The sequence below is a fragment of the Gilliamella sp. W8123 genome (assembly GCF_016101085.1).
Lineage (GTDB): Bacteria > Pseudomonadota > Gammaproteobacteria > Enterobacterales > Orbaceae > Gilliamella > Gilliamella apis.
Map to the genome: position 1 here is coordinate 116,584 of NZ_JACFRE010000003.1, position 26,119 is coordinate 142,702.

A 26,119-nucleotide genomic window follows, 5' to 3' on the forward strand; every position below is an offset into this window, starting at 1 on the left:
AGAGCCAACGATGACATTTGATAATGAATCTGATGCAAATCTTGTTCTCGACTCAATGATTACCAATATTTTATTACTTGATAAAAAACTCAATATTCTTTATGCCAATACCGCTGCACAACAGTTACTTGCTCAAAGTTCGAAAAAAATATTAGATAGTTATTTTCCCGACCTATTAGGTTATTTTTCCCTCGATATTGAATTGATGCAAAATGCATTAGAGCAGAATCAAGGTTTTACCGATAGCGAAGTTAATTTAGTCATAAACAATGAATTACATATTTTATCGTTAACTGCACAATTGCTGGCTAACGGCCATGTGCTAATCGAAATGGCACCATTAAATAGTCATAAAAAGTTGAGTCAAGAACAATTACAGCAAGCTCAACAAAATGCTGCCCGTGAATTAGTGCGTGGACTTGCTCATGAAATTAAAAATCCACTTGGTGGGCTAAGAGGAGCGGCGCAATTATTGTCACGAGAACTACCTAACAATGAGTTGCAAGATTATACAAAAATTATCATTGAACAGGCAGATAGGTTAAGAAATTTAGTTGATAGGTTATTAGGCCCTCAACAGCGGTTACAACAGAAACAACAGAATATACATCAAGCGATCGAACGGATCTATGCGCTTTTATGTTTAGAAAAACCGCTAAATGTTGAAATTATCCGCGATTATGATCCTAGTTTGCCTGAATTCACTCATGATTCGGAACAGATTGAACAAGTAGTTTTAAATATTGTGCGTAATGCCTTACAAGCAATTGATTCAAAATCTGGTTGTATTAAGATTAGAACTAGAACTGCATTTCAAGTCACCTTGCGTGGTCAACGTTACCGACTTTGTGCGCGTATCGATATTGAAGATAATGGCCCTGGAGTTCCAGTGCATATTCAAGATACATTATTTTATCCAATGGTTAGTGGTTATGAAGGCGGTACCGGCATTGGTTTGTCTATTGCCCATAATATTATTGACCAGCATAATGGTAAGATTGAATTTAATAGTTGGCCAGGTCATACTGAGTTTTCTATCTATTTACCAATCAAACAATGAGGTTAATGACAATGAATGTTTGGATTGTTGATGATGATAGTTCAATTAGATGGGTTTTAGAAAAAGCGCTTACTAACGCTCATTTTAACTGCATCAGTTTTTCAAGTGGTCAAGAAGTGATTGATGCTTTAGTTAATCATCCACAGAAGCCAGCAGTATTATTATCCGATATTAAAATGCCGGGTATTGATGGGTTATCTTTGCTTAATTATATCAAAGAGCAAATACCTAATTTACCGGTGATTATTATGACTGCTCATTCAGATCTTGATGCTGCAGTGAATGCTTATCAAAAGGGAGCTTATGATTATATTCCTAAACCTTTTGATGTCGATGAAGTAATTCAGTTGGTTGAGCGGGCTATTTTACAAAGTCAAAGTAATAAACCTAATAGTTCCTCTACCAGCAAAGCTTCTACGGGTATTATTGGTGAAGCACCCGCCATGCAGGAGGTGTTTCGTATTATTGGACGACTCTCTAAATCATCTATCAGCGTACTAATTAATGGTGAATCAGGAACGGGTAAAGAATTAGTAGCTAAAGCTTTGCATACTCATAGCCCACGCTCACAGTCACCATTTATTGCATTAAATATGGCTGCTATTCCTAACGATCTGATTGAATCGGAACTATTTGGGCATGAAAAAGGTGCATTTACTGGTGCCGCTCAAATAAGGCATGGTCGATTTGAACAAGCTAACGGTGGAACGCTTTTTCTAGATGAAATTGGTGATATGCCATTGGATGTGCAAACTCGGTTATTAAGAGTTCTTGCTGATGGTCAATTTTATCGGATAGGTGGTTATTCACCTGTAAAAGTTGATGTACGTATAATTGCAGCTACGCATCAAGATTTACAAGCTAGAGTAAGGGAAGGTAAATTTAGAGAAGATTTGTTCCATCGGCTAAATGTGATTCGTATTTTATTGCCACCATTACGTGATAGAGCACAAGATATACCTAAATTAGCTGAACATTTTTTACGTACCACCGCCAAAGAATTAGGTGTTGAAAGTAAAGTGCTAAGCCCTGATGCTCTTAATCTTTTATGTCTGTTCAATTGGCCGGGTAATGTAAGGCAATTAGAAAATGTTTGTCGTTGGGTAACAGTAATGTCATCCAATAATGAAGTTTATGTGCAAGATTTACCTCCAGAACTATTACAATTATCGGCTTCTGATGCCCCAACTAATTATGAGGTTATTAAAAATGTAACCAATCAGATATTACCAGAAACCGATTGGAAAACACTGTTAGAACTGTGGGCTAAACAAGCGTTATTAGCTGGTAAAACCGGAATTTTGACGCAAACAGTGAGTGATGTTGAAAAAATTTTATTAAAGTGTGCACTTAATTTTACGCGTGGACATAAGCAAGATGCAGCGAATCTGCTTGGCTGGGGAAGAAATACTTTAACAAGAAAACTCAAAGAATTATCAGATGATAATTGATTATGATAGCATGCCGATTTTTTCGGCAATAAGTCATAATGTTAATATTATTATCTAATGTTTTTACCAATTTATTTATTATTATTTTACTGTTTGCTTAAAGTTCATTGAACACTTATTTATTTTTAGTTACAATCGAATGCAAATGATAATTATTCTATTTATCATCCATTCGCTTTTGGACTAAGCTAATAACTAGGAGTTACAATGTATTCATCTATCAAAGTTAAATTTTTAGTATTACTAGCCGCTTTATTTGTATTAGCTGGCTGTGACGATAAAAAACAAGAAGCACCAGTAGCTAATAAAACTATAGCTGTTGAACATGCTCAAGGTAAAACAGATGTTCCTGAAAACCCGAAAAAAGTGGTAGTTTATAACACAGCGACACTGGATATTATTGATGCATTAAAAATTCCTGTAACCGGTGTCCCACAATCGGATGTTCATTTCCCAGAATTCTTATCAAAGTATGCTGATAAAGCTTATACCAATGTTGGTACTTTATTTGAACCAAATTATGAAGTGTTAAGTTCATTACAACCTGATGTGATTATCGCAGGCGGCCGTGCCAATGATGTTTATAAAAAATTAAGCGATATTGCACCAACTATTTCGCTTGATATTGATCCTAATAATTTTGTAGCTAGCTTAACCGAGCGTACTGAACAGTTAGGCGATATTTTTGGTAAACAAGCAGAAGCTAAAAAATTAATTGCTGATTTTAAACAAAAAATTGAAACACTAAAACCTAAAACAGATACAGCGGGAACTGCCTTAGTGATTATGGTTAATGGTGGTAAAATGTCAGCTTATGGCCCTAAATCACGTTTTGGCTTTATCTTTGATGTATTAGGTTTCAAACCTGCAACAACCTTCCAAGAAGCCGGTCGTCATGGTAATGCTGTAACTTCTGAATTTGTGTTAAGTGTTAATCCACAATGGTTATTTGTGTTAGATAGAGACAATGCGATTGGTAATAAAGAAGCTCAATCAGCACAACAAGTTCTAAATAACGAATTAATCCAAAAAACTGATGCATGGCAACAAAATCATATTGTTTATTTAGATTCAACTTCAATGTATATCTCTGGCGGTATTCAAACTTATAGTCAATTAATCGACCAAATAAGTGATGTTTTACAAAAAACATCAGCCAACTAATCATAAGTTATGACAAAAACGGTTTATTTTATTGCAGGCATTGCTCTTTTAATAGCAATGGCTGCATTAAGTCTGTTTATTGGTGCTGGGCATGTGACGTTGGCCGATCTTTGGTCTGACAGTAATATGCGACAAATCTTTTTTGTTAGTCGTGTTCCTAGAACGGTAGCATTACTATTAGCTGGTAGCGCTATGAGTGTTGCTGGTTTAATTATGCAATTACTTACGCAAAATCGGTTTGTTGAACCTTCATTAGTGGGGACAACCCAGTCTGCAAGTCTTGGGCTATTAGTCATGATGGTATTTGCTCCTGGTGCAACTGTAATGACGAAAATGGTGGTGGCAAGTTTATTTGCAATGGCTGGCACGATGTTGTTTATGTTTATCTCACGTAAAATCATCTTTAAATCTGCCTTAATGGTTCCACTTATTGGCATTATGCTTGGTGCAGTAATCAGTGCAATTTGTACTTTTTTTGCCATGTATTTTGATTTATTACAATCACTAGGTGGTTGGGAATCAGGTGATTTTTCTGGCATTTTGCAAGGTCGCTATGAACTATTGTGGTTAGTTGGTGCTATTACCTTACTTGCCTGTTGGAGCGCCGATCGTTTTACTGTTGCTGGATTAGGACGGGATTTTTCCGTCAATGTCGGACTTAATTATAATAGAGTAATGTTAACTGGTCTAATTGTCATTGCACTTATTGGTGGAATTGTAGTTGTGGTGGTAGGGGTACTACCATTTTTAGGCTTAATTGTTCCTAATATTGTGAGTTTATTGTTTGGCGATAATGTTCGTAAAACTATTCCGTGGATTTGTCTGCTAGGTAGTGGTCTGGTTTTACTCTGTGATATTATTGGACGAGTTATTCGCTATCCCTTCGAAATTCCAGTTAGTGTAATCCTTGGTGTAGTTGGTGCTGTTATATTTTTAGTATTGTTGAGTAAAAAACGTCATGCTGGTTAATCAAAAACGCTTTATTTCAAGTCGAAATACTGTACTGATATTACTGGGTATTGCGCTATTTTGTGTCATTTTTTTCATGACATTCAATTTAAAAGGCAATATTAGTTATATATTGACTCATCGTACTTGGATTGTTTTAACGATGATTTTAGTGGCTTTTTCTGCTGCAACGTCGACTTTGCTTTTTCAGACTGTTACTAATAATCGAATTTTAACACCTTCAATAATGGGATTTGAATCTTTGTTTGTATTGATTCAAACATTGGTAATATTTTTTATTGATGCACAAGGTATTCCTTATATTGGTATTGTGGGTAAATTTATTTTCGAATCATTATTATTAATTTTATTTTCTCTATTTTTGTATCGAGGATTATTTACCAAACTTAAACAAAATCTTCATTTGGTTTTATTAATTGGTATTATTTTAGGAACACTATTTCGTAGTTTCTCCAATTTATTACAACGATTAATGACGCCAACGGAATTCGCTGTTTTGCAAAGCCGTATTTTTGCCACATTTACCCGAGCCGAGCCTGTCTTAATCGTGTTTTCATTAATCATTGCCTCAATTATTGGTCTGTTTTTATGGCGAATGCGCTTTCGATTTGATGTATTAGCATTAGGACGTGATAATGCTATTAATCTTGGGGTCGATTATCAGAAAAGTGTCACTATCATTCTATTACTCGTTTCGGTATTAGTCTCAATATCAACCGCGTTAGTTGGGCCATTCACATTCCTAGGTCTACTTATTGCTAATTTAGCTTATAGTATTAGTGGCTCTAGCCAGCATCGTTTTTTATTACCAACTGCGTTTTTATTAGGCGTGATTTTTCTTGTTGGTGGACAGATGTTTTTAGAGCGGGTCCTAAATATGGTGGGCGCATTATCGATAGTAATTGAGTTTATTGGTGGTTCATTGTTTATCTTCTTATTATTGAAAAAGGTTCCGATGTGATAGAAATTGATAATATTAGTAAAAAGTATCAAACCATACCTGTATTAAAAAATGTGAAAGCAATCATACCTCAAGGTGGTATTACGGCGATCATTGGTCCAAATGGTGCAGGCAAATCAACCTTATTATCAATTATTAGCCGTCTATTACTTGCCGATGAGGGACAAGTAAAAGTTCATAATATGGATGTGGTTAATACGCCTAGTGATAAACTTGCAACCTATTTATCTGTGTTAAGACAAGAGAACCGTTTTACCAGTCGATTGACCGTTTTTGAGTTGGTTGGATTTGGCCGTTATCCTTATTCTAAAGGGCGATTAAATAAAGATGATTTAGTCTATATTAATCGTGCGCTAGAATTTTTAAATCTAACTGAATATAAAGATAGATTTTTAGATGAACTGTCAGGTGGGCAACGGCAGCGAGCTTATGTGGCAATGGTACTTTGTCAGGATACTGAATATGTATTGCTAGATGAACCATTAAACAATCTTGATATGAAACATGCGGTTGCTATGATGAAACAGCTAAGACGAGCTGCCAATGAACTGGGGAAAACCATTGTGATTGTTATTCATGATATTAACTTTGCTTCAGTCTATTCCGATTATATTTTAGCGATGAAAGATGGCCAACTGGTTTATCAAGGCAGTCCTAAACAAATTATGGATTCAAAGATATTAGAGGAAATTTTTGATACACCAGTCAAAATAGAAAATATTCATAATCAAAATATTGCTATTTATTATTAGTATCTAAATTTTTTAACAACAAGGATTTAGAAAATAACTAAATCCTTTTTTATTTCTAACGTTTAATTATTTAATTTATTTATAAATAATATAACTTTTGTTTACATTTAATTTATGTTCAGGTTAAATAACAAGTAGTTTTTTTTTGAGATTAAGTCATGAAATTAGAGCAGATTGCATTGTTAGCTGGTGTATCAAGAACCACAGCGAGTTATGTGGTTAACGGTAAAGCCAAACAATATCGGGTTAGTGATAAAACCATTGCAAAAGTGATGGCGGTGGTAAATGAGTACAATTATCAACCCAACGCGGTAGCTGCAGGTTTAAGAGCAGGTAAAACTCGCACAATTGGTATCATTATTCCTGATTTCGAAAATATCAGTTATAATCGAATTGCTAGCTATTTAGAGCAATTAGTAAAAAAAGAAGGTTATCAATTATTACTCTCTTGTTCTGAAGATGATCCGAAAATTGAAAAAGAGTGTGTTCTGCATTTAAAACAGCGGCGAGTTGATGCGTTGGTGATATCTTCGTCATTTGTTGCCGAACCAGATTATGCCTTTTATGATGGTTGGCAAAATAGTGATATCCCTCTGTTCGCATTAGATAGAATATTATCTGTATCAGAGTTTAGGAATGTTGTTGGTGCTGATAAAGAAGATTCAGAAATGCTAGCCAAAGCATTTGATCAGTTAGTTAATGGCACAGTAGTTTATATTGGTGCCTTACCCAATCTATCCGTTAGCCAGCAGCGTATGGAAGGCTTTAAGGAAATTGCATCAAATAGTAACAATAAAGTTGATTTTTTATGTGCAAATAATTATAGTCGTCGTGATGCTGAGGCTACCTTTAGTCAATGGTTAGAATATAATGATTTACCAGATGGTATCTTTTCTACTTCTTTTTCTTTATTACAAGGCACAATTGATGCAATTTTGAAAAAGTTTGATCATCTGCCAGAAAATCTAACTATTGCAACTTTTGGTGATAATGAGTTACTTAATTTCTTACCTTGTAAAATAATTGCGTTATCACAAGATCATAAAGCGATATCAGAAATAACCATTAAACTATTATTTGATAGTTTACATAATAAAAGCTATCAGCCAGGAACCACAGTTATTCCTCGACGCTTAATTTATCGAGGTAGCCTGAGTCGAAAAAGTATTGCTAAAAAATCAATTTAAGCCGTCATAACGACAGCTATTTTCTTAAAAAAACGATCTAGATCACACTTTAGGAATTAATAGATATAATTTACTTGATTATTAACAAGTTTATATTCATTATTGCTGAAACGATTCAATATTATTCAATAACGAACGATTGTGGGATTGCTGAGTTGTTTTTAGTTGACCCAACATTATAACCCAGAGGTATTTATTTTATGTTTCATTTAGTTAAAGAAGATATTCATTTAAATGAACAAGCAACCAATAAAACTGAAGCAATTAAGAAAATTGCAGCTGCATTAACTAGTGCTGGTTTTGTCGGAGAAGGATATGTTGATGGTATGCTTGAACGTGAAGGTCAAGCAGCAACTTATTTAGGTATTGGTATTGCTATACCTCATGGTACGCCTAAAACTCGTCATCTAGTTAAAAAAACGGGTGTGCAAGTTTTCTGTTTCCCAGAAGGTGTAGAATGGGGTGATGATGGTGAAAAAGCCTATCTTGCCATCGGTATTGCGGCAAGTTCAGATGAACACTTAGAATTACTTCGTCAATTAACTCACGTACTTGGTGCTGATGGTGTTGAAGAAAGAATTAAGAATATTCAATCAGCCGATGAAGCTCTCGCTATTTTAACTGGCAAAGAGAGTTTAGAAGATAGTCAATTTGTTATTAATGAATCTTCATTATTATTAAATATTCAAGCTGACAGTTTAGCTACTTTACAAGCTTTAAATGCCTCACGATTAAAACAACAAAATGCTGTTAATGCTAGCTTTATTACTAACGTCCTTGATAATACACCGAATTATTTGGGTGACGGCGTATGGTTAAATGACAGCCGTGAAGGTAATTTAAAAAATGCAATTGCGATTAGTCGTACAGTAAGTGAGCTAAACCAAGACGGTAAGCCAGTTAAACTTCTGATTACCATTGCAGCGGTTGATGATAATGTTACAGCTATTGTAAATAACATTGCTACCTTAGCTTACAATCAAAAATTAAACTTACTAATCACTGCAAATAGCGATGATTTTAGCAATATTTTATTATCAGGTTCGCAGTCAGTTTCATCACAACAAGCAGAAACTCAATCTACAACGTCAAGTGCTTCATCAGAAAGTGGAGAATCTAATGGTGAGCTAAGCAGAGAATTTGTCATTCCTAATGAAAATGGATTGCATACTCGCCCTGCATCGGTGCTAGTTAAATTAGTAAAAGAGTTCAATAGTAAAGTGACTGTTGCTAATCTCGATGGTAAAAATGAACCAGTTAGTGCAACCAGTTTAATGAAGATTGTTGCATTAGGTGCAAAAAAAGGCAGTCGTTTACAATTCACAGCAGTTGGTGATGATGCTGAACAAGTATTAGATGCAATCGGTAAAGCTATTGAAAGCGGCTTAGGTGAGGGTGCTTAATCATGACTTATCGTGTTGCAACTATCACTTTAAATCCCGCTTATGATCTATTAGGTTTTTGCCCTAAAGTTGAGTTAGGTGATGTTAATTTAGTGCAAACTAATGCTTTACTGCCAGCTGGTAAAGGTATCAATGTTGCTAAAGTTTTATCTGACTTAGGTATTAAATTAACCGTTGGTGGTTTTTTAGGGAAAGAGAATCGTGATGGTTTTAATTTACTGTTTGAATCATTAAATGTTACTGATAAATTCCAAACAGTCGAAGGTCGTACTCGTATTAATGTTAAATTAACCGAAGAAAACAGTGAAGTTACAGATCTTAATTTTTCTGGTTTTACTATTAGCGAGCAAGATTGGCAAACATTTGTGACTAATTCATTGGAATGGTTGAAAGAGATTGATATGGTTGCCATTAGTGGCAGTTTACCTGCAGGTGTATCTCTTGAAAAGTTCACTGAGTGGATGAAACAAGTAAAAGCAATTTGTCCTAAAGTTGTGTTTGACAGTAGCCGTGATGCTTTAGTTGCTGGGTTGAAAGCTAATCCATGGTTAATTAAACCAAATGATAAAGAACTCGAAATGTGGGTTGGTAGAAAACTAACTACATTATCAGAAATCAAAACTGCTGCTATGGAGCTTATCGATGGTGGCGTAGAAAACGTAGTAATTTCACTAGGAAGTAAAGGTGCTTTATGGGTTACTAAACATGAAGCATGGTTAGCCAAACCGCCTAAATGTAAGGTGGTTAGCACGGTTGGTGCTGGTGATTCAATGGTCGGTGGTTTAATGTATGGTTTACTAACTAACCAATCAATTAAAGACACCTTAGTATTTGCATCAAGTGTTGCCGCTTTATCAGTTGAACAAGCCGGAGTTGGGGTGTCAGACCGTCAAGCGGTTACCAACATGTCGGAAAAAATTGAAATAATTGCGGGATAGGAGTATTCATGAATATATATATTGTAGAAGGTAGCAATTCAGGCCCAGTTAATGGCCGTTTAGCTAAAGCGGAATTAGTGTTAGCCGCTAATTCATTAAATTTCAAAGTTGTTGATAATGCGGCATCAGCTGATACGATTATTTCGGTTGGTGATGGTAATATCAGCGATAAATCAGTGATTGGTAAAAAAGTTTATGTGGTAAATGATCTCAATGAAATTTTTGCTGATCCTAAAAAAATCTTGAATGAAGCACAAAGTAAAACAACTGTTTATCAACAATCTGCTAATTCTGCAGCTGTTGCGACTTCAAACAACGGACAAAAACGTATTGTTGCGGTAACAGCTTGTCCAACTGGTGTTGCTCATACATTTATGGCTGCTGAGGCGATTGAAGAAGAAGCGAAAAAACGTGGCTGGTGGTGTAAAGTTGAAACTCGCGGTTCGGTTGGTGTTGGTAATGAATTAACTCCAGAAGAGGTGGCTTCAGCTGATCTAGTGATAGTAGCATGTGATATAGATGTTGATTTAAGTAAGTTTGCAGGTAAAAAGATGTACCGAACTAAAACCGGTCCAGCTCTTAAAAAAACTGCACAAGAATTAGATAGAGCTTTTGAAGAAGCTACAATTTATCAACCAACTAGTTCTGCTTCAACAACAAAATCAAGTAACGAGAAGAAAGGTGTCTATCAGCATCTATTAACTGGTGTGTCTTATATGTTACCAATGGTGGTTGCTGGTGGTTTGATCATCGCCCTATCATTTGCTTTTGGTGAGTTTAAAGATGTTTTAAACGATCAGGGAGTGTTGGTTAAAACGTTGGTCGGTGAACCTCATTTAGCGCAAATTGGTGGTTTAGCATTCTCTCTAATGGTGCCATTACTTGCTGGTTATATCGCTTACTCAATTGCCGATAGACCTGGGCTTGCTCCTGGCCTTGTTGGTGGTTTACTAGCTGTTTCAACCGGTGCGGGCTTTTTAGGTGGTATAATCATTGGTTATTTTGCCGGTTACTTAGCAATGTTAATCATTAAGTATTTACCATTACCAAAAACACTTGAAGCATTAAAACCAATTCTTATTGTACCATTACTTGCTACATTAGCTACAGGCTTAGTTATGCAGTTTATTGTTGGTACACCTATCGCATGGTTAATGACTGCATTAACTGGATGGTTGAAATCTATGGGTACTGGGAATGCGATTATTTTAGGTACTTTATTAGGTGGTATGATGTGTACGGATATGGGGGGACCAATTAATAAAGTTGCTTATGCATTTGGTACTACTTTAATTTCTGAACATATTTATGCACCAATGGCTGCTGTTATGGCTGGTGGCATGGTTCCACCGTTAGCAATGGGGTTAGCAACCTTAATTGCGCGCAAAAAATTTGCTAAAGCAGAACAAGAGAGCGGTAAAGCTTCATTAGCATTAGGTTTATGCTTTATCTCTGAAGGGGCAATCCCTTTCGCTGCACGTGATCCATTACGAGTTATCCCTTGTTGTATTATTGGTGGGGCAATCACTGGTGGTATGGCAATGGCATTTGGTTCTATATTACAGACTCCACATGGTGGTTTATTTGTACTAGCAATCCCTGGTGTGGTTGAACCAGTTGGTGGTTATTTACTATCCATTGCTGTTGGTTCGGTGATTGCGGGTGTCGCTTACGCATTGATTAAAAAACCTGAAGCACAAACTTCTGAATTAGTTAGCGCATAATACATTATGCAACTAAAAACGCCATCATTTGATGGCGTCTTTTTTATTTTTGTCTTAATCTATTTTTTTACCCAACGCTGTAAATCTTTTGGGATAAAATTATCCATTCTCTCTAACATTTCATCAGCAACATCTGCTACGATCAATGTTCGATAAAAACTGTCTCGGATAAAGCCTTCTTGTACTGCGTGTTCTAAAAAATTGAGCATAGGTTGCCAAAATTGACTATTTAATAAGGCAACTGGTTTTTCATGATAACCAATTTGCATACCTGTCCATACCTCAAACAGCTCTTCTAATGTACCTGTGCCTCCAGGCATAGCAATAAAACCATCAGCTAGCTCAGTTAATCTTGCTTTGCGTTGATGCATATTTTCAACAAATTCCAAACGTGTAATACCATGGTGTGCAGTTTCAGCTTTAACTAACCGCTCAGGGATAATGCCAATAACTTCACCGCCATGAGCGAGAACCGCATTAGCAATAACACCCATTAGTCCTTTATTGCCTCCACCATAGATTAATCGTCTATTTTGTTTAGCAATGGTCATACCTAATTGCTCTGCTGCCATACGATATTCTGGACGATTACCTTCACTCGCGCCACAAAACACACAAATATTTTTTTTCATCAATTTTACTCTACTGGTTATGCTATTTTCTCGCTATTTTAGCATAGTTTTCCCTCGATTTGCTTACAAGCTGAGCAGTTAAACCTAATTAGTGTTTTAGAGATTGACAGAATCGTCATAGATGGTTAATATCTTGTCCGTTAAGTGTTCCTCCATAGTTCAGTCGGTAGAACGGCGGACTGTTAATCCGTATGTCACAGGTTCAAGTCCTGTTGGAGGAGCCAATTTCAGTTTTTAAGAACCTGCTTATATAGCAGGTTTTTTTATATCTACTTTTCAATAGATACTTCAAGATCACTTTTATCTGCATAAACATTATTAATTCGCCGTTTAGCCATGTTTGAACAGCGATATATAATTATTTTTTATAAGGCGTGTTTTAGCTGGAAAGCCTTATTCTTGCAGAGTATAATTCAGCCTCCCTCCAATTAATACCAAAGTGTGAAATCAACATGAAACATAACGTAGTAATTGCAGTATTAATGGCAACTAGCTTATCTTGTGCCGCTATAGGACATTCATCTCATTGGGGATATGAAGGTCAAGAAAAACCAGAAAACTGGGGTAAATTATCAGCAGAGTATTCTACCTGTGAGAATGGTAAAAATCAGTCACCGATCAATATCGATCATGCATTAAAGACAGAGCATGAAAACTTAAAGTTCTCATTCAAACCAAGTAAACAAGAAATTATTAATAACGGACATACTATTCAGGTTAACGTTACTGGTGATAATCAGTTAATATTAGATGAGCAAACCTTTACGTTACAACAATTCCATTTTCATAGTCCAAGTGAAAATACCATTAAAGGTAAAAGTTATCCAATGGAAGCCCACTTTGTTTACAAAAATAAAACTGGTGAGCTTACCGTTGTCGCCTTAATGTTTAATAGTGGCGAAGCGAATTCTGAAATTGCGAAGGCTTGGCAGCAAATGCCTACGGAAGTGGATAACAAAGTAACTTTACACAAAACTGTTGATATCAGTACATTATTTCCTAAAACACTCGATTATTATCGCTTTAGTGGATCATTAACAACACCACCGTGTACTGAAGGTGTAAGATGGATTGTGTTAGAACAACCTGTAACAGTCTCAGAACAACAAATTGAAAAATTCCACTCAATCATGCATCACAACAACAACCGCCCAGTTCAACCTTTAAATGGAAGAGTTATTGTTGATTAATAAATGAATTTTGATTGGCTTTATTAAGATTTATTATAAAGCCAATTTTGATTGTTATATTGATTAAAAAAGTATCAATTAACGATAGCTTATCACAATGAGGATGACTTTTTAGTGTCTATTTTTTAGTGATTTTTTTATTTAAGTATTAGTATAATCCCAATCAAAAACTTTTATTTCACCAGCTTGATAAAACTGCTTAACTAACTTAATATAGTTATTAAAATCTTTATTTTCTCTAGCAAGACGACTGCAATAGTCCCAATCAATAATAGTTTTTTCTTGAGCAGGAATTAGAATTTAACTTTCTGATGGATTATCTACATCTAATTTAATAACGCCAATACCGTGTACTGCGCACAGTACTCTGAGTTCTTTTAATGTATCACTACCCGTAATTTGTGAAGCCACCAAATAACCAAAATTAGCCCATGAAGAATTAGATACAGCTTGAAAAAATGATTCTCTAACATTTGACATATTAAGTAATATTTTAACTTCAAATGACCATAGTTTACTTTGCTGATCGGCATAAAGTTTAACGCAATCTTTGACTAAGCTATCCCAATCGGAGCTGAGATCTTCTAAGCCAACAATATCAGGATGTAGCCATATATTGCCATTTTTACCCATTCTATTTGATGAGGTTTTTTCATCAATACGTTTAGAGTACACATTAAGTTCATCATAAAGATATTTACTTAATAATGGATAGAGAGAGTGTTCACCATGACCATTATTTTCTGTTTGGGCTTGAGTGGGCTATTTCTTTGTAGATAAATACTCAGCGTCTAGTACTTCTACTTCATCCGATTTTTGCGAAAAGTAATACTTTTTAGAACGACCCTCTGTGGTTTTTATTTCTGGATGTTTTTTTTTGTAAAAGTGGTCGCTGGGCACTAATTTCAGCTGCAATTTGGGCAATAACATCATCATCAGTCATTAAACGCTCACTAGCCTGTTTTTTTCAGCACAGGCATAAATATCAACTGAGCCAATTGTCTAGCGGTAAACTGTTTTTGCGGTTGCTGTTTAAGTAGATTAAATATTGTCTTCCTGAGATTTAATGACATAATGTTTAATAACTCTTTGTAATAATGATTAATATACACCTAATATATAATTTAATTAGCTAGTGCTATCAATTCAATGTTAACTTTAATAGTTATAAGAAATCATATAATCATTATTGATAGTTATAAATTCAAAAATAATTTATTGCTTATAAGATTATTAGCTACATAGTTATATTTAAAACGGCACTAGTTTTGACATACATGAAATGCCAAACATAATGGAAAAATTGGATTTTATTTAGTAAATCATGGAGAACAGCGAATATGGCCTCTATTAATGAGATTAATAAGTATTATAATAAATACATTATACTGAAAAAAGATCTTAGTATTGCTGAAAAAAATACAATAGATAGTATTGAAACTAAATTAGAGGATATTTATTTAAGAAATAAAGATGATATTTTAGCTGATATATCAATTGAATTTCTTCAAACGATGTATTATTACACTATATTTTATTTTAATAACAAAAAAGAAAAGATCCCTTATTTATATGGTTATATTGTTACATCTGCATTAAGTTTGTTACTTGATTACTATAATATCTATGCAATTCAAAATCGTTTTCTCAAAAATCTATCAAGTCAGGGACAAATCTTACTAATGATGTTTGCTTGTAATCGATTTGAGTTAATTGAGCCTTGCTACCCTAAGATTGTTGAAAGTATTCTTAATGGTAATATGAGCCGAAGTTTATCTTGGGGTGGGGATGGTAGAGGTAATGTTGTACCACCGAGACCACAGCGCTTAGGGGTATTAGCGATTGAAATGATGGCAAGTGAGCGTAAACAAAGCATTGATTGGGATGGGGCAAATATCCCAATTGACCTATTTTATCATCGTTTTTGTCAGGAAGTGCTGTACAGCACCGATGAAAATGAGTTGACTGATTGGTTAATCAAGCTTTGTGATAATCATTTAGAATGGATATCACTGTTTCTTGATAATGACGAAAAGCAGCCAGCAACTGGTTATGAAATTGATGATATCATGTTATTTCTTTGGCCATTTGAATATCAGGCAGTCAAAAATTTTCGAATTCGTCATGGTTTATCTACCCCAGAAATCGATCACCCTTTGTTAAAGACACCAATGGCAATTGACCATTTGCCGAACTTTGCAACATGGCAAAAACCAATGTGGTATAACAAAATGGTTGATAAAGTGATAGAGGTAAATCCAGAGTTAAGCTTTATCCGAGAATTATTTAATTCGTGAGAGTGGCTAGATCTGTATTCAGCCAGCGAAATCTTAACAAAAGTATTAAAAAACTTGTAAATACTGGATTTCTATTTTATTAAAATTGTTTATATATCTAAATGAAAAGTGACCTATAGAATTGAGTATTTATAACTAGCTATCTACTATTGTATATTCAACATATACCCTAAATAAACCACGAGCTTTTAACCTATTTTGTGTTATTTTCTTATTACTGATAGTTAATAACTAAATGTTTAAAAACTCGTGTATCAATATCATTATTTTAAGTTTTCTTTATTATTTCTACCATAATAATATAGTCATCATAATTTAATGTTTTTTTGCTGTATAAGCGTGTACAGTAATTTTTATGACGACAACCGGTTTAACATCACCTTCGGTAATAGTAAAAGTTTTGTTTGGTGCAAATTTATTCATTATTATTTGTAACGCCGCTATTTTTGCGGTGGGTTCTTCAATAAAGGTTGCATGCCCATTGCCAATAACACTGGCATAATCGAAGGAATATTTGCAGGCTTTTTCATTAGTGATTAATTGATGCCCTGTATCTAGCTCAAAGCTAACTAAAGGATTTTGTCTGAGTAGTTCAACTTTAGTTCCCACTTTAGCCCCATGAATATAAAAAATAAACTGATTATCTGTTGTTAGTTCATAACAAAAATTGACAGGAACAATATAGGGATAATCACCATTATTCATGGCTAAACGAATAACATCAGTATGCTCTAAAATATCGATCACTTCATCAAGATTAGTTATTTCTCTATCTTTGCGTCTCATAAATATCCTTTTTTATATTATAGATAACTTAGATTTAAGTAATAATAGATTGATATGTTTTTATTATTAATATCAAACTGATATTAAACCTAAATGGGAATTTCTGCAAAATTTGCAACAGCCTTAAAACTTAGATTAGATGGTAAGTAATATTACTATAGGCGCAATTTATTTAGCACTTTGGGATATATATTTCCAAATACAGGTTAATGTTATCTTTTGGTTTGATATGTTTTAAAGGATTTAAAAGGAAGTTATTAAATAGTAAATTATTGGCATGAAACTTTGCATTTAGTTCGAATGAAAATAACGGATGTATAATTTATGTGCATTTCTGGGGGTTAATATAGTTCGTGTGTAGTCGATTTATATATAGAAACAGCGCTTTAATTTTTAATTATTTGATTTTGCTGGGAGCATTAATCATAAGTTTTTTGATGGTGATGTTGATCCAAATCGATTTAATTTTGATTCACAAACTAAGTCTGTATTCGCTGGTGGGCTTAGCATTGGTTATAATTTTAAGTCACAATTTGATGTGCCGATACGAACAGAGCTCACCTATACAGCTAGAGGCAATCTTGATAAGAATACTAATCCAAAATCGGCCACTTATGAAGATGAAAACAATCCTGGCACTTATCTAAATGATGATGATTATTTACATATCAAAACACGAATGAATACCTTAATGGTTAATACCTATTACGATTTTGATACTGGCATTAATTTTACGCCTTATGTATCGTTAGGATTAGGAGCTGTGTTTCTTAAATATGAACGTACAGGGCTTGTTGTAGGCAGTGATAATGAAGATGCAGACAAAGATTCTAAAAGCAAAACTCGTTTGCTTATGCAGCAGGTTTAGGTGCTAGCTATAAAATTACTGACAATTGGTCGGCAGATGTGATTGCCCGTTATACTTATGGTGGCAAAATTAGCGTTTCAACATTTGATAATAGTTCAAAATCAGAATTAAAACTCAGCACAACTGATTTAATGGTTGGTATGCGTTATAGTTTTTAATACTAAAATAGTAAGGTGATTTAAAAAATCACCTCGATAGCATAGCATTCAGATGAATTTAATTACTTACTCCATTTTTTTGTTCTATGTCTCTTTATCTTTAACCTTAAACCTCTAGCATAAAAAACCTGAAATAAAAAATTGAAAATATATGAAAAATACACAAAAATTAATACACCGTTAAAACCGAAAAACACCCTTTGTTCCTTAACTATATTCGTTATTTTGTCTTTTGATTCTTTATTAGAAAAATGCTTACAAATATCTCTTGCCAAAGTTAGGGGTAAATTCATTTCCGTTGACCATTTTTCTGCATTAAATTCTTTTGTATTACACATAGAAGGAGTTAATATCCAGTCAGTATTAGTAAAAGGAAGTAAAGAAAATTGAGAACTCTTTGCGTAACTGTCTGATATCCAAAACCAAGGGCTATTTTCTCCTACTTTTATCAATGCAGCAGAAGTAACAACAAAATTTAAACAAACAAGAACTATAATAAATAAAATAAAATCACCAAAAATAAAAGATAATAATTCCACAAACCTAATCTTTTTAAATGATAGTTTTTCTATATCAAAACGACTTTTAATTTTCATCATTTGAATAGCTGATATTCTATTTCTTTTCAGCCATTTTAGATATTTATTAATCTGTCGTTCAGTATTGGCAGAAATATGATATAAAGCATTAAAGTGGGCAATATCTATATTACTATTATGAAATTCTTTCCATTCCTTATTAAAAAATTCAGAATTTTTTTTACCCAATAAAATACCCCATAACCGATCCTTTAAGAAAATAATTATTTTCCATTTTAAAGCCAAATAAATAACCAGTGATATAATAATCCCAATCTCTATATATTTAACTATTGGGGTCTCTATGAAAATATTGATAGAATTAAAAAATTGATTATAATCCATTGGCTTTTCCTATTTTAGGTAATAAAGTTAGGACTTTATTTCATTAACAGATGTAACGTATTATAAATTGGCAACCATGCTTGGCGATTTATTGTCCAATTGAGCCTTCACAATAAAATCCGCCCACCACTGCATCATCTTAACTCGTTGTTCTAGATAAATAGCTCTATTATAGGCGCGTCGTACTTCATTACTATCAATATGAGCTAGAGCGGCTTCAATAGCATCAGAATCAAATCCTTCTTCATTTAGTGCTGTTGATGCAATAGTTCTAAATCCGTGGGCAACCAAACGCCCAGAAAAACCTACCCGCTTAATCACAGCATTAACCGTCTGACTATTCATTGGTTTATTATAAGGAGATTTCATACTTGGAAAAACATGTTCACGATGCCCACTAGTTGGTTTTATTGTATCTAGTATCTCAATTGCTTGTTGGCATAATGGAATCATATGGACACGATTCATTTTCATTCGATCAGCAGGAATAGTCCAAAGTTTATTATCAAAATCAATTTCAGACCATTTAACCTCTGCCGCTTCTGTTGGTCTAGTAATAGTTAATAGTTGCCAGAACAATAAACAACGGGTTTGACGTTCGATATTCGCCGTTTCCAATGCCTTTAAGAGTTCAGGCAATTCTTCAGGTTTTAGTGCTGGCATATTTTTAACTGTTGGATTAGCAAAGTCGTTACTTATCTTAGCAGCAGGATTTTCCTCAATTAAACCAATATTCATCGCATAATACATCACTTCATTAATACGCTGACAAAGACGTTTAACTGATTCTAACTTACCCTGAGCTTTCACTGGTTCTAGTGCAGAAATAAAATCCCGAGCTTTCACTTCTGTAATCATCTTGTTACCTACGGAGGGAAATATATGTAATTCTAGCGAGCGCCAAATATCTTTAAGTGTCGCTTCTTTTAATTTTGATTTAGATTTAAGCGTAAACCATTCACGAGCTACCTTCTCAAAAGTATTCTCTTGTTCTTCTTGTAAGCGACGTTGTTCAGATTGTTTATAGTCTTGAGGATCGATACCTTTAGCTAATAACGCTCTTGCGTTATCGCGTTTTATACGAGCATCAGCTAAACTTATTTCGGGGTAAGAACCAAAACTAATTAATGCTCGTTTTTTAGAAACGGGTCGATAATAGTTAAAGCGCCAGATCTTTGTACCAATAGGTTTAATGAGCAGATATAACCCTCTGCCATACCTGTAAGGTATATTCTTTCTCTTGTGGCTTGGATGTTTTGATTTTAGTATCCAAGAGGGGGGTAGTTATACGTGCGATTGTTATATCCTTTTAGTTATACGCTATTTAGTTATACATTTTCATATAACCAATTATATAACTAAAATACTTGATTGTCACTGAATCACAATGAATATTGCAGATATAAAAAAGCTTGAAAACATTGTATTTTCAAGCTTTAATGTAATTTATTGAACATCAATAAACGATAATTTGGTGGAGCTGGCGGGAGTTGAATTAATGCAAATAAACCCTTGCCATTATTGAATTTGTTATAATTCAGAATTAAAAATTTCCTTTATTTATTCCCTTATTAATATTATATAAAAAAAGTGAGTTTTTTGAAAAAGTAATCTTACTAATCTTAGTTTTGTCTAAAAAAATAAAATAAAAAATTTATTACAACTTGAGCGCGGAGCGCAAATTAAAAATAAACACAAATGTTGGTTTTTCGATTGTGTAGTAACGGTGAATTAATGTTGTAAAGTTGTTGATGACTTGCCCATCAATAGCTTTTCAACATGGTTGCATTAGCAAAATTCACGGTTAATGCACATGAGAAAACATCTCAGCATAATTCAGTCGAAATGATCACTTATTCCATTTTAAGCTGATCAGTAATGAGCATCACTAAAAATGATCTAACTATTTAAATAATGCAGCTAATATAATAAAATAGACGGTAAAATAATTTAGATAAATTTCATTTTGTATTGAAATATTCAAAAAATAATAAGGGAATAAAATGTTTAAGTAACTAATAGATATTGAAAATAAATATGGCATTAAAATTAATGAAGGTGGGTCATTCAAACAAGCCTATTATAGTGGGAAAATTACTGATTCAGTATCTTGTATTCTAGATAAAATAGAACTTACTATTAAGCATTATTCATCTAAAGATGTTATATTGACAACATATGAATCAGATGAAACTTCTCCTTATATCTTTTGTTTTGTTGTTGTAAGCCCAATTCTTATTTAATAAATCTTTGAGCATGTATTTCCGTTTATGAATAATGATCACTGACATAGTGTTTAGCGATCATTTTTTGTTGTAATATGCAGCCACCAGTTATTTTGATAAAAAACTCACTAAGCTGTTTAAAAAAGAATCAGTGACAAATTTTGTATCAAAAATATCTTTGGTTAATTCTCTAACAAATACGTCTTCCATCATTTGAATTTTTTCTATAAAGAAATGATAAAATTTCTTTTCAATATCTTCTGTACTTCTATTTATTTTATTAAACTCAGCCATAATTTGATTTAATGATAATACCCTACAATATTTATCATTAATAACTTTTCTTAAAGATATATGTTGTTGATTAAAAACAATACTGTATAAGAACTTCTCAACACTATTAATTGGTAAATATAATTTAGGTAGATCTTTTGTTCCCTTCGGAACTTTTTCTCCTTTAACATCACCATCTAATATACTAATTACTTTGCATTTTTCAGAGAATACCCTTTTTTCTAAAATATCTTTATGTAAAGTTAAAACATTACGCCAACCGCCGACAGGAATAATATTTATTAAACGGCTTTTGATTAGATTTTTTTCTAATAATATTTTGTCAATTACCAACCGAGCAAGTTCATCCTCAACAAGAATAATCACATCATATCCATCGTTCTTATATAATTCTCTAATTGCATAACTAGGATAACATGGATTAACATATGAAATATTTCCTTGATTATTTTCTAGCATATACAAGTTGCTTGGATGAATATTATTAATTACCTTTGGAGAGTGTGATGTTATATAGATAATGAAATTAGGGTGTTCTCTAACTAAATTATGTAAATATTCCATAAACCTTTCAATTGCAATAGGATGGAATGCTAATTCTACCTCATCTATTATAATAATTTTCTTTCGTTCAGTTTTTTCTTTTTGTCTTAATGTAAAATATATATAGTTCAGTAAAGATATCAATAAACATTCACCAGAACTCATTCTATACTGACTTAATAAGTTGCCATTATGGGCTTCGACAAAATAAGGCACATTATCTAGATCATATTTTCTAGCTACTTTTAGTGATGCTATTTTACTAAGTGATTGATAATTATCTTTATCACCTCGCAATATATAGCTTAATGTCTTACTTATTTCTTCTGGCGCATTTGTTATATCTTCGTCAAGAATAGATTTTTTCTTTAACAATTCGTCAACAATAGTTGAATTTTCAAATCTTGCGCCATAAAATAAACTACCCTCATACATACCCGTATAAATAATTGGTTTAGCTGCTCCAACTAATGCGAGTTTTCCATTATCTACAACCCATTTACATTTTCGATATGGTGTTTTTAATGAATTGTCAGTTATCGTTATTTCAATAAAAGAATCATTTGAAATGTCCTCACATTGAAACATTGAATATCTTTTTTTGCTCAGTAAAACAGATAAAATGAGCATAATTGTGCTTTTTCCACACCCATTAGCCCCTGCTATAGCATAAACTCCGCCCCTAAACGGTAACTCAAGTTTTGCACTACTGATGTTTTTGATGTTTTTAATATTTAATTGTACTGTATCCATAACTATTTTTCCTGTTCCTATATCAATTGCATTAAATCTAAAACATATTATTTATATCAATTTAATCTCTAACAAAGACCTACATAGTAATTATTAGAATTGTATCATTAAAATATTAATTGATCGACTTGGGCGATCAATAGACGTCAATTGATCCGTATTAACAATTGGATTTAACAATTAAAAAACAAAATAATATAGTTTTAATTGATCAATATTTATAAGGAATAAACAATGAAAAAACTATTATTTTTAATCCCATTAACTGCTTTTTTATTTGCCTGTAGTGAGGATATTAAAACGGTGGAATACTGGAAACAGCATCAAGATGAACTTAAAGTATTTTTGAAAAAATGCCGTAATGGTGAAATAGATAAAAATTCACAAGCATGTGAAAATGCAAGATCTGCGGCAAGTCATAATCTCAATAGTATTTTCCCTAATTATGGTGAGAAAAAATAACCAAAATTTTAAATATGTGATCTGTAAAGATCACATAATAGTTAATAGTCTCGATCCATCTTTTTATTACTTTTCTGTTTTTCTTTATCTTTTTTACTTTGAATTATTCTATCTAATGCACTTCTTAGACTTGATTGTTTTTGTTCATGTTCATTAAACAATGGATCAGGCTGAACCTCTATTTGTTGTTTTAGCAATGTATTTGCTTTCTGTTGGGTTTCAATCTGTTGCCTTACGGTCTGCTTTAAATTCGGTTCTTTTGGTCTAAACTGCTCATTAATTGGCTCTATTGGATTAAGTTTTCTCTGAGCTTCGTAAGCTTCAACTTTCTGTCTTACCGTCTGCTTTAATTTCGATTCTTGTGGTTTAGGTTGTTCATTAATTGGTTCTATTGGATTAAGTTGTTTGTGAGATTGATAAGCTTCAACTTGTTCCCTTATTGTTTGTTTTAATTTTGGTTCTTCTAGTTTAGGTTGCTCATTACTTAGCTCTATTGGATTAGGTTTTTTCTGAGATTGGTAAGTTTCAACTTGTTGCCTTATCGTCAGTTTTAATTTTGATGTTTTAATTATTTTAGGCTTTGAAACTTGAGGATTGTTATTCGTCTTTTGTTGTAATCTAATTCGTTCACGCATTGTCATTGATTTATTAAAATCCTTTTCTAAATGTTTTTGAATAACGTTTATTCGCCATTGATTAATTTTTCCTGTGTTGGTCTGTTTGGTTTGTTTAATTATGCTAACTCTATCACCTTTTTCAATATTATTTTTAGTAACCGCATCTTTAAGCCCTTTCCCCCAAATAGTAATTTCATTCCCTTTTTGAGTTTCATAAGTGACAAAAAAAGAGGCTTTGCCATTTGACCTATTCTGATAGGGAGCATTACCATAATCCTTAATGACAAATTGATTATAGTTATTGAGCTGTTTGATATGTTTGATATGTTGCTTATCTTTAACTGAGTAATAATTTGTAGACTTACTTTGATACCCAAATTTATTTAACTCTTTAGAAAAATTATCTCGAAATTCCTGCAAGTCTTTTTTGTTAGGATTAATTCGTTTTCCTTTAGAGTTTTCTAATTTTAAAATCACATGACAATGAGGATTTTTGGTATCCTCATGTACTGCCATAGCGTAGTAATTATCGGGATATTTGTTATCAATAGTATTTTTTATTGCCTCTAACAAATGCTCTCGTTTTGCTTCATGGTAAGAAAAAACGATATTCAATGTTTCTCTTTTATCACTTTCAAAAGCATCAATAAACTGATCAGCCAAATGTTTTCTATCACTATTTAATTGTATTTCTAATCCATCCTTATCGATTATTTTTTCACTGCCATTTCTTGATATATAATCAATTATAGTTTTTTATACTTTTAACGATTTGGCCTGAACTTGTTATTTTAATCACAACTTTTTTTGATTTATCAAAATTTGGAGTTTGTTTCATAACTAGAGAATAATCATGAGGATTGATTGCTGTAGTCCAATGATTGGGACTATGTGACATTAAATTACTAGTAATACGATCAATTAATCCATTATTGAATGCAATAAAATGATTAGATGGTATCCCAATCTTAGGTAACTTAATTTTTAATGTCTGAATAAATGAATCAATTGTTTTTGCGCTGTAAGGTGAACTATATTTATCAAAAAATTCGATAATCAAATCATATAATTCATAATCGCCGATTAAAATACATATATTAATTTGATAAACATAAATATTTGAAAAATATCTACTTTTTCATTTTGAGCTAATGTTTGCTTATAAATGCATATTACTGGTGCTTAATGAATAACAAAATAGGCTTTAAGCCTTGTATTTACTGATTTTGATGTGTTTTAAAGGATTTAAAAGAATGTTACTGTTTATTGAATTGGTGGAGCTGGCGGGAGTTGAACCCGCGTCCGAAATCTCTACATCCTTGGTACTACATGCGTAGTTTGTCTTTAAATTTCGCTTACCCGCTGCGGACAAACACGCCACTGATAAACTAGCTTGATTAAATTTAATGCTTCCGCCCCAAGCAAGGCTTCCACACGATCTCGTTTAGGTTTGACTCCTCTTGATCCCCGTCCTACGAGCGGAGGCTAGGGAGAGAAGGCTCTATACAGGTTATTAAGCTGCTAGTGCGTAGTTTTCGTCGTTTGCGACTATTTTTTTGCGGTTTATTTACGAGGCCTACCGCACCTCGGCATGCACCTTGGGTTTCGCAAATCCCGTCGAATCCAGAATCAGCCCCAATTGTGGTTGGTATTTAAAGAAAATATTGGGGCATTATAGGTGAATTCAAGTGGTAATACAAGTTACCCGACTTCTGGATTAACCCAATTTTCAGTTGGTTTTTCCGGTTTTAATGCGGCAATAATATTATCAACAGCGCATTTGGCCATGGCATATCGAGTTTCAGTGGTGGCTGAACCTACATGTGGTGATAATAAAACATTATCAAGTTTTAATAATGGCGAATCTTTGGCTAATGGTTCAACTTCAAAAACGTCTAAACCAGCTGCTTTAATGGTTTTATTTTTTAATGCTTCATAGAGTGCTTGTTCATCAATTATCGCACCTCGAGCGCCATTGATAAGGATAGCTGATGATTTCATTAACGCTAATTTTTGTTTAGTAATAAGTCGTTTTGTTTGATCGGTTAGCGGTAAAATGATAACAACAAAGTCAGCTTGTTTAAGGACATCATCTAGTTCAAGACGTTTAGCATGATAGGCTTGTTCAACATGGGCATTGGCTGAACGATTATAATATATGATGTTCATATCAAAACCACAATGTGCTCGTTTAGCTATGGCTTGACCAATACGCCCCATTCCTAAAATACCAATGGTTTTACCATAAATATCTGTACCAAAATACTCAGGTGTGATGCTTTTATTCCAACCACCATTATGAATAAGATTAGATAATTCAACGGTTCGACGAGCGGTAGCCATGAGTAAGGTAAAAATGAGATCAGCGGTACTTTCAGTAAGAACTTTCGGAGTATTCATTAATCGGACGCCATGTTTTTTTAAAGCAAGCAAATCATAATTATCAAAACCGACTGAAATTGTCGCCGCAGCTTTTAATTTAGGGGTTTGTTGCAGAAAATTATCATCAATTCGAGTTGGGATATTAGATCCAATCATACCGTCAGCATTGGCTAATGTTTGGATAAATCCACTAATATCGGTTTTAGGATCACCTTCAAATAGTGTTAGATTGAAAGCTTTCGCTAGTCTTTCTTGCTGATCAGCTGGAATTTTACTAAATAAAACAACATTCTTTTTCATAAATACTCCTATATAGCTATATAGACTATTTTTACCGCAGTATAGCGTTAGCTTATTTAAATTTGCAATGAAATTAAGTT

The 26,119-nt window shown here is 33.3% G+C and carries 22 protein-coding genes, 1 tRNA gene, 1 other RNA gene and 2 pseudogenes; 16 read left to right on the forward strand and 10 right to left on the reverse strand.

Features of this window, described 5'->3' with window-relative positions; translation table 11 throughout:
- Positions 1-10: 10 nt before the first annotated feature.
- The 10 genes from glnL (at position 11) to fruA (ending at position 11,609) form a co-directional block, all read left to right on the forward strand.
- Positions 11-1,060: a nitrogen regulation protein NR(II) gene (gene glnL / locus H3T56_RS04950; protein ID WP_198192169.1), complete on the forward strand. Its 1,050-nt coding sequence runs from the start codon at positions 11-13 to the stop codon at positions 1,058-1,060.
- Between the two features lie 5 nt (positions 1,061-1,065).
- Entirely contained in the window at positions 1,066-2,511 is a 1,446-nt protein-coding gene (glnG, locus tag H3T56_RS04955; protein WP_198192170.1) for a nitrogen regulation protein NR(I), read from the forward strand.
- A 207-nt stretch (positions 2,512-2,718) separates the two neighbouring features.
- Entirely contained in the window at positions 2,719-3,675 is a 957-nt protein-coding gene (locus H3T56_RS04960) for a siderophore ABC transporter substrate-binding protein (RefSeq protein ID WP_198192171.1), read from the forward strand.
- A 9-nt stretch (positions 3,676-3,684) separates the two neighbouring features.
- Positions 3,685-4,644, forward strand: a complete 960-nt coding sequence (locus tag H3T56_RS04965; RefSeq protein WP_034900753.1) for an ABC transporter permease — start codon at positions 3,685-3,687, stop codon at positions 4,642-4,644.
- Positions 4,634-5,605: an iron chelate uptake ABC transporter family permease subunit gene (locus H3T56_RS04970; RefSeq protein ID WP_034900751.1), complete on the forward strand. Its 972-nt coding sequence runs from the start codon at positions 4,634-4,636 to the stop codon at positions 5,603-5,605. Before H3T56_RS04965 ends, H3T56_RS04970 begins: the two co-directional genes overlap by 11 nt.
- On the forward strand, positions 5,602-6,357 hold the full coding sequence (locus tag H3T56_RS04975; protein WP_086353797.1) for an ABC transporter ATP-binding protein: 756 nt from the start codon (positions 5,602-5,604) through the stop codon (positions 6,355-6,357). Before H3T56_RS04970 ends, H3T56_RS04975 begins: the two co-directional genes overlap by 4 nt.
- A 158-nt stretch (positions 6,358-6,515) precedes the next feature.
- Positions 6,516-7,544, forward strand: coding sequence for a catabolite repressor/activator (gene cra, locus H3T56_RS04980; RefSeq protein WP_034900747.1), 1,029 nt, complete (start codon positions 6,516-6,518; stop codon positions 7,542-7,544).
- Positions 7,545-7,744: 200 nt separating this feature from the next.
- Positions 7,745-8,947, forward strand: a complete 1,203-nt coding sequence (gene fruB / locus H3T56_RS04985) for a fused PTS fructose transporter subunit IIA/HPr protein (protein WP_198192172.1) — start codon at positions 7,745-7,747, stop codon at positions 8,945-8,947.
- 2 nt (positions 8,948-8,949) lie between these two features.
- The gene (gene fruK / locus H3T56_RS04990; RefSeq protein WP_065613857.1) at positions 8,950-9,885 is read left to right on the forward strand and encodes a 1-phosphofructokinase; all 936 of its coding nucleotides are present in this window, start codon (positions 8,950-8,952) and stop codon (positions 9,883-9,885) included.
- Between the two features lie 8 nt (positions 9,886-9,893).
- A complete protein-coding gene (gene fruA / locus H3T56_RS04995) occupies positions 9,894-11,609 on the forward strand; it encodes a PTS fructose transporter subunit IIBC (protein WP_198192173.1) in 1,716 nt (571 codons plus the stop codon).
- Positions 11,610-11,668: 59 nt separating this feature from the next.
- On the opposite strand, the gene H3T56_RS05000 is transcribed toward fruA, so the two are convergent.
- Entirely contained in the window at positions 11,669-12,241 is a 573-nt protein-coding gene (locus H3T56_RS05000; RefSeq protein WP_198192174.1) for a TIGR00730 family Rossman fold protein, read from the reverse strand.
- A gap of 148 nt (positions 12,242-12,389) precedes the next feature.
- Here H3T56_RS05000 and H3T56_RS05005 point away from each other — a divergent pair.
- Positions 12,390-12,465, forward strand: a tRNA-Asn gene (locus tag H3T56_RS05005).
- A 228-nt stretch (positions 12,466-12,693) separates the two neighbouring features.
- Positions 12,694-13,431: a carbonic anhydrase gene (locus tag H3T56_RS05010; RefSeq protein ID WP_086360536.1), complete on the forward strand. Its 738-nt coding sequence runs from the start codon at positions 12,694-12,696 to the stop codon at positions 13,429-13,431.
- Between the two features lie 141 nt (positions 13,432-13,572).
- Here the strand turns inward: H3T56_RS05010 and H3T56_RS11745 are convergent.
- A pseudogene (locus tag H3T56_RS11745) lies at positions 13,573-14,504 on the reverse strand (COG2958 family protein).
- 267 nt (positions 14,505-14,771) lie between these two features.
- Here H3T56_RS11745 and H3T56_RS05020 point away from each other — a divergent pair.
- Positions 14,772-15,728 (forward strand): hypothetical protein, encoded by a 957-nt coding sequence (locus H3T56_RS05020; RefSeq protein WP_198192176.1) that lies wholly within the window; start codon positions 14,772-14,774, stop codon positions 15,726-15,728.
- Between the two features lie 315 nt (positions 15,729-16,043).
- On the opposite strand, the gene H3T56_RS05025 is transcribed toward H3T56_RS05020, so the two are convergent.
- Positions 16,044-16,514, reverse strand: a complete 471-nt coding sequence (locus H3T56_RS05025) for a pyridoxamine 5'-phosphate oxidase family protein (RefSeq protein ID WP_198192177.1) — start codon at positions 16,512-16,514, stop codon at positions 16,044-16,046.
- A 418-nt stretch (positions 16,515-16,932) separates the two neighbouring features.
- Between H3T56_RS05025 and H3T56_RS05030 the strand changes: the two genes are divergently transcribed.
- Positions 16,933-17,382: an outer membrane protein gene (locus H3T56_RS05030; protein WP_108720916.1), complete on the forward strand. Its 450-nt coding sequence runs from the start codon at positions 16,933-16,935 to the stop codon at positions 17,380-17,382.
- A gap of 38 nt (positions 17,383-17,420) precedes the next feature.
- Complete coding sequence (locus tag H3T56_RS05035; protein ID WP_110424221.1) at positions 17,421-17,540, forward strand: hypothetical protein; 120 nt, start codon at positions 17,421-17,423, stop codon at positions 17,538-17,540.
- 62 nt (positions 17,541-17,602) lie between these two features.
- Here the strand turns inward: H3T56_RS05035 and H3T56_RS05040 are convergent, their stop codons facing one another.
- The 3 genes and pseudogenes from H3T56_RS05040 to H3T56_RS05050 form a co-directional block, all read right to left on the reverse strand.
- The gene (locus tag H3T56_RS05040) at positions 17,603-18,463 is read right to left on the reverse strand and encodes a DUF6216 family protein (RefSeq protein WP_198192178.1); all 861 of its coding nucleotides are present in this window, start codon (positions 18,461-18,463) and stop codon (positions 17,603-17,605) included.
- A gap of 60 nt (positions 18,464-18,523) precedes the next feature.
- Positions 18,524-19,760: pseudogene (locus tag H3T56_RS05045) on the reverse strand (integrase domain-containing protein).
- A 1,036-nt stretch (positions 19,761-20,796) separates the two neighbouring features.
- Entirely contained in the window at positions 20,797-22,278 is a 1,482-nt protein-coding gene (locus H3T56_RS05050) for an ATP-dependent endonuclease (RefSeq protein WP_198192179.1), read from the reverse strand.
- Between the two features lie 234 nt (positions 22,279-22,512).
- Between H3T56_RS05050 and H3T56_RS05055 the strand changes: the two genes are divergently transcribed.
- Positions 22,513-22,740, forward strand: coding sequence for an EexN family lipoprotein (locus H3T56_RS05055; RefSeq protein ID WP_086361254.1), 228 nt, complete (start codon positions 22,513-22,515; stop codon positions 22,738-22,740).
- Between the two features lie 41 nt (positions 22,741-22,781).
- Here H3T56_RS05055 and H3T56_RS05060 read toward each other — a convergent pair whose 3' ends face one another.
- From H3T56_RS05060 to H3T56_RS05075, 4 genes are all read right to left on the reverse strand, one after another.
- Positions 22,782-24,020, reverse strand: coding sequence for a hypothetical protein (locus H3T56_RS05060; RefSeq protein ID WP_198192180.1), 1,239 nt, complete (start codon positions 24,018-24,020; stop codon positions 22,782-22,784).
- A gap of 79 nt (positions 24,021-24,099) precedes the next feature.
- Positions 24,100-24,417 (reverse strand): hypothetical protein, encoded by a 318-nt coding sequence (locus H3T56_RS11750; RefSeq protein WP_198192181.1) that lies wholly within the window; start codon positions 24,415-24,417, stop codon positions 24,100-24,102.
- A 212-nt stretch (positions 24,418-24,629) separates the two neighbouring features.
- Positions 24,630-24,994: a transfer-messenger RNA gene (gene ssrA / locus H3T56_RS05070) on the reverse strand.
- A 64-nt stretch (positions 24,995-25,058) separates the two neighbouring features.
- Entirely contained in the window at positions 25,059-26,039 is a 981-nt protein-coding gene (locus H3T56_RS05075) for a D-glycerate dehydrogenase (RefSeq protein ID WP_198192182.1), read from the reverse strand.
- Positions 26,040-26,119 lie beyond the last annotated feature (80 nt).

What these genes read in the sequence shown, in the direction of transcription:
- glnL (WP_198192169.1), top strand. Translation starts at nt 11, where the DNA reads ATGACATTTGATAATGAATCTGATGCAAATCTTGTTCTCGACTCAATG.
- glnG (WP_198192170.1), top strand. Translation starts at nt 1,066, where the DNA reads ATGACAATGAATGTTTGGATTGTTGATGATGATAGTTCAATTAGATGG.
- H3T56_RS04960 (WP_198192171.1), top strand. Translation starts at nt 2,719, where the DNA reads ATGTATTCATCTATCAAAGTTAAATTTTTAGTATTACTAGCCGCTTTA.
- H3T56_RS04965 (WP_034900753.1), top strand. Translation starts at nt 3,685, where the DNA reads ATGACAAAAACGGTTTATTTTATTGCAGGCATTGCTCTTTTAATAGCA.
- H3T56_RS04970 (WP_034900751.1), top strand. Translation starts at nt 4,634, where the DNA reads ATGCTGGTTAATCAAAAACGCTTTATTTCAAGTCGAAATACTGTACTG.
- cra (WP_034900747.1), top strand. Translation starts at nt 6,516, where the DNA reads ATGAAATTAGAGCAGATTGCATTGTTAGCTGGTGTATCAAGAACCACA.
- fruB (WP_198192172.1), top strand. Translation starts at nt 7,745, where the DNA reads ATGTTTCATTTAGTTAAAGAAGATATTCATTTAAATGAACAAGCAACC.
- fruK (WP_065613857.1), top strand. Translation starts at nt 8,950, where the DNA reads ATGACTTATCGTGTTGCAACTATCACTTTAAATCCCGCTTATGATCTA.
- fruA (WP_198192173.1), top strand. Translation starts at nt 9,894, where the DNA reads ATGAATATATATATTGTAGAAGGTAGCAATTCAGGCCCAGTTAATGGC.
- H3T56_RS05000 (WP_198192174.1), bottom strand. Translation starts at nt 12,241, where the DNA reads ATGAAAAAAAATATTTGTGTGTTTTGTGGCGCGAGTGAAGGTAATCGT.
- H3T56_RS05010 (WP_086360536.1), top strand. Translation starts at nt 12,694, where the DNA reads ATGAAACATAACGTAGTAATTGCAGTATTAATGGCAACTAGCTTATCT.
- H3T56_RS05020 (WP_198192176.1), top strand. Translation starts at nt 14,772, where the DNA reads ATGGCCTCTATTAATGAGATTAATAAGTATTATAATAAATACATTATA.
- H3T56_RS05025 (WP_198192177.1), bottom strand. Translation starts at nt 16,514, where the DNA reads ATGAGACGCAAAGATAGAGAAATAACTAATCTTGATGAAGTGATCGAT.
- H3T56_RS05040 (WP_198192178.1), bottom strand. Translation starts at nt 18,463, where the DNA reads ATGGATTATAATCAATTTTTTAATTCTATCAATATTTTCATAGAGACC.
- H3T56_RS05050 (WP_198192179.1), bottom strand. Translation starts at nt 22,278, where the DNA reads ATGGATACAGTACAATTAAATATTAAAAACATCAAAAACATCAGTAGT.
- H3T56_RS05055 (WP_086361254.1), top strand. Translation starts at nt 22,513, where the DNA reads ATGAAAAAACTATTATTTTTAATCCCATTAACTGCTTTTTTATTTGCC.
- H3T56_RS05075 (WP_198192182.1), bottom strand. Translation starts at nt 26,039, where the DNA reads ATGAAAAAGAATGTTGTTTTATTTAGTAAAATTCCAGCTGATCAGCAA.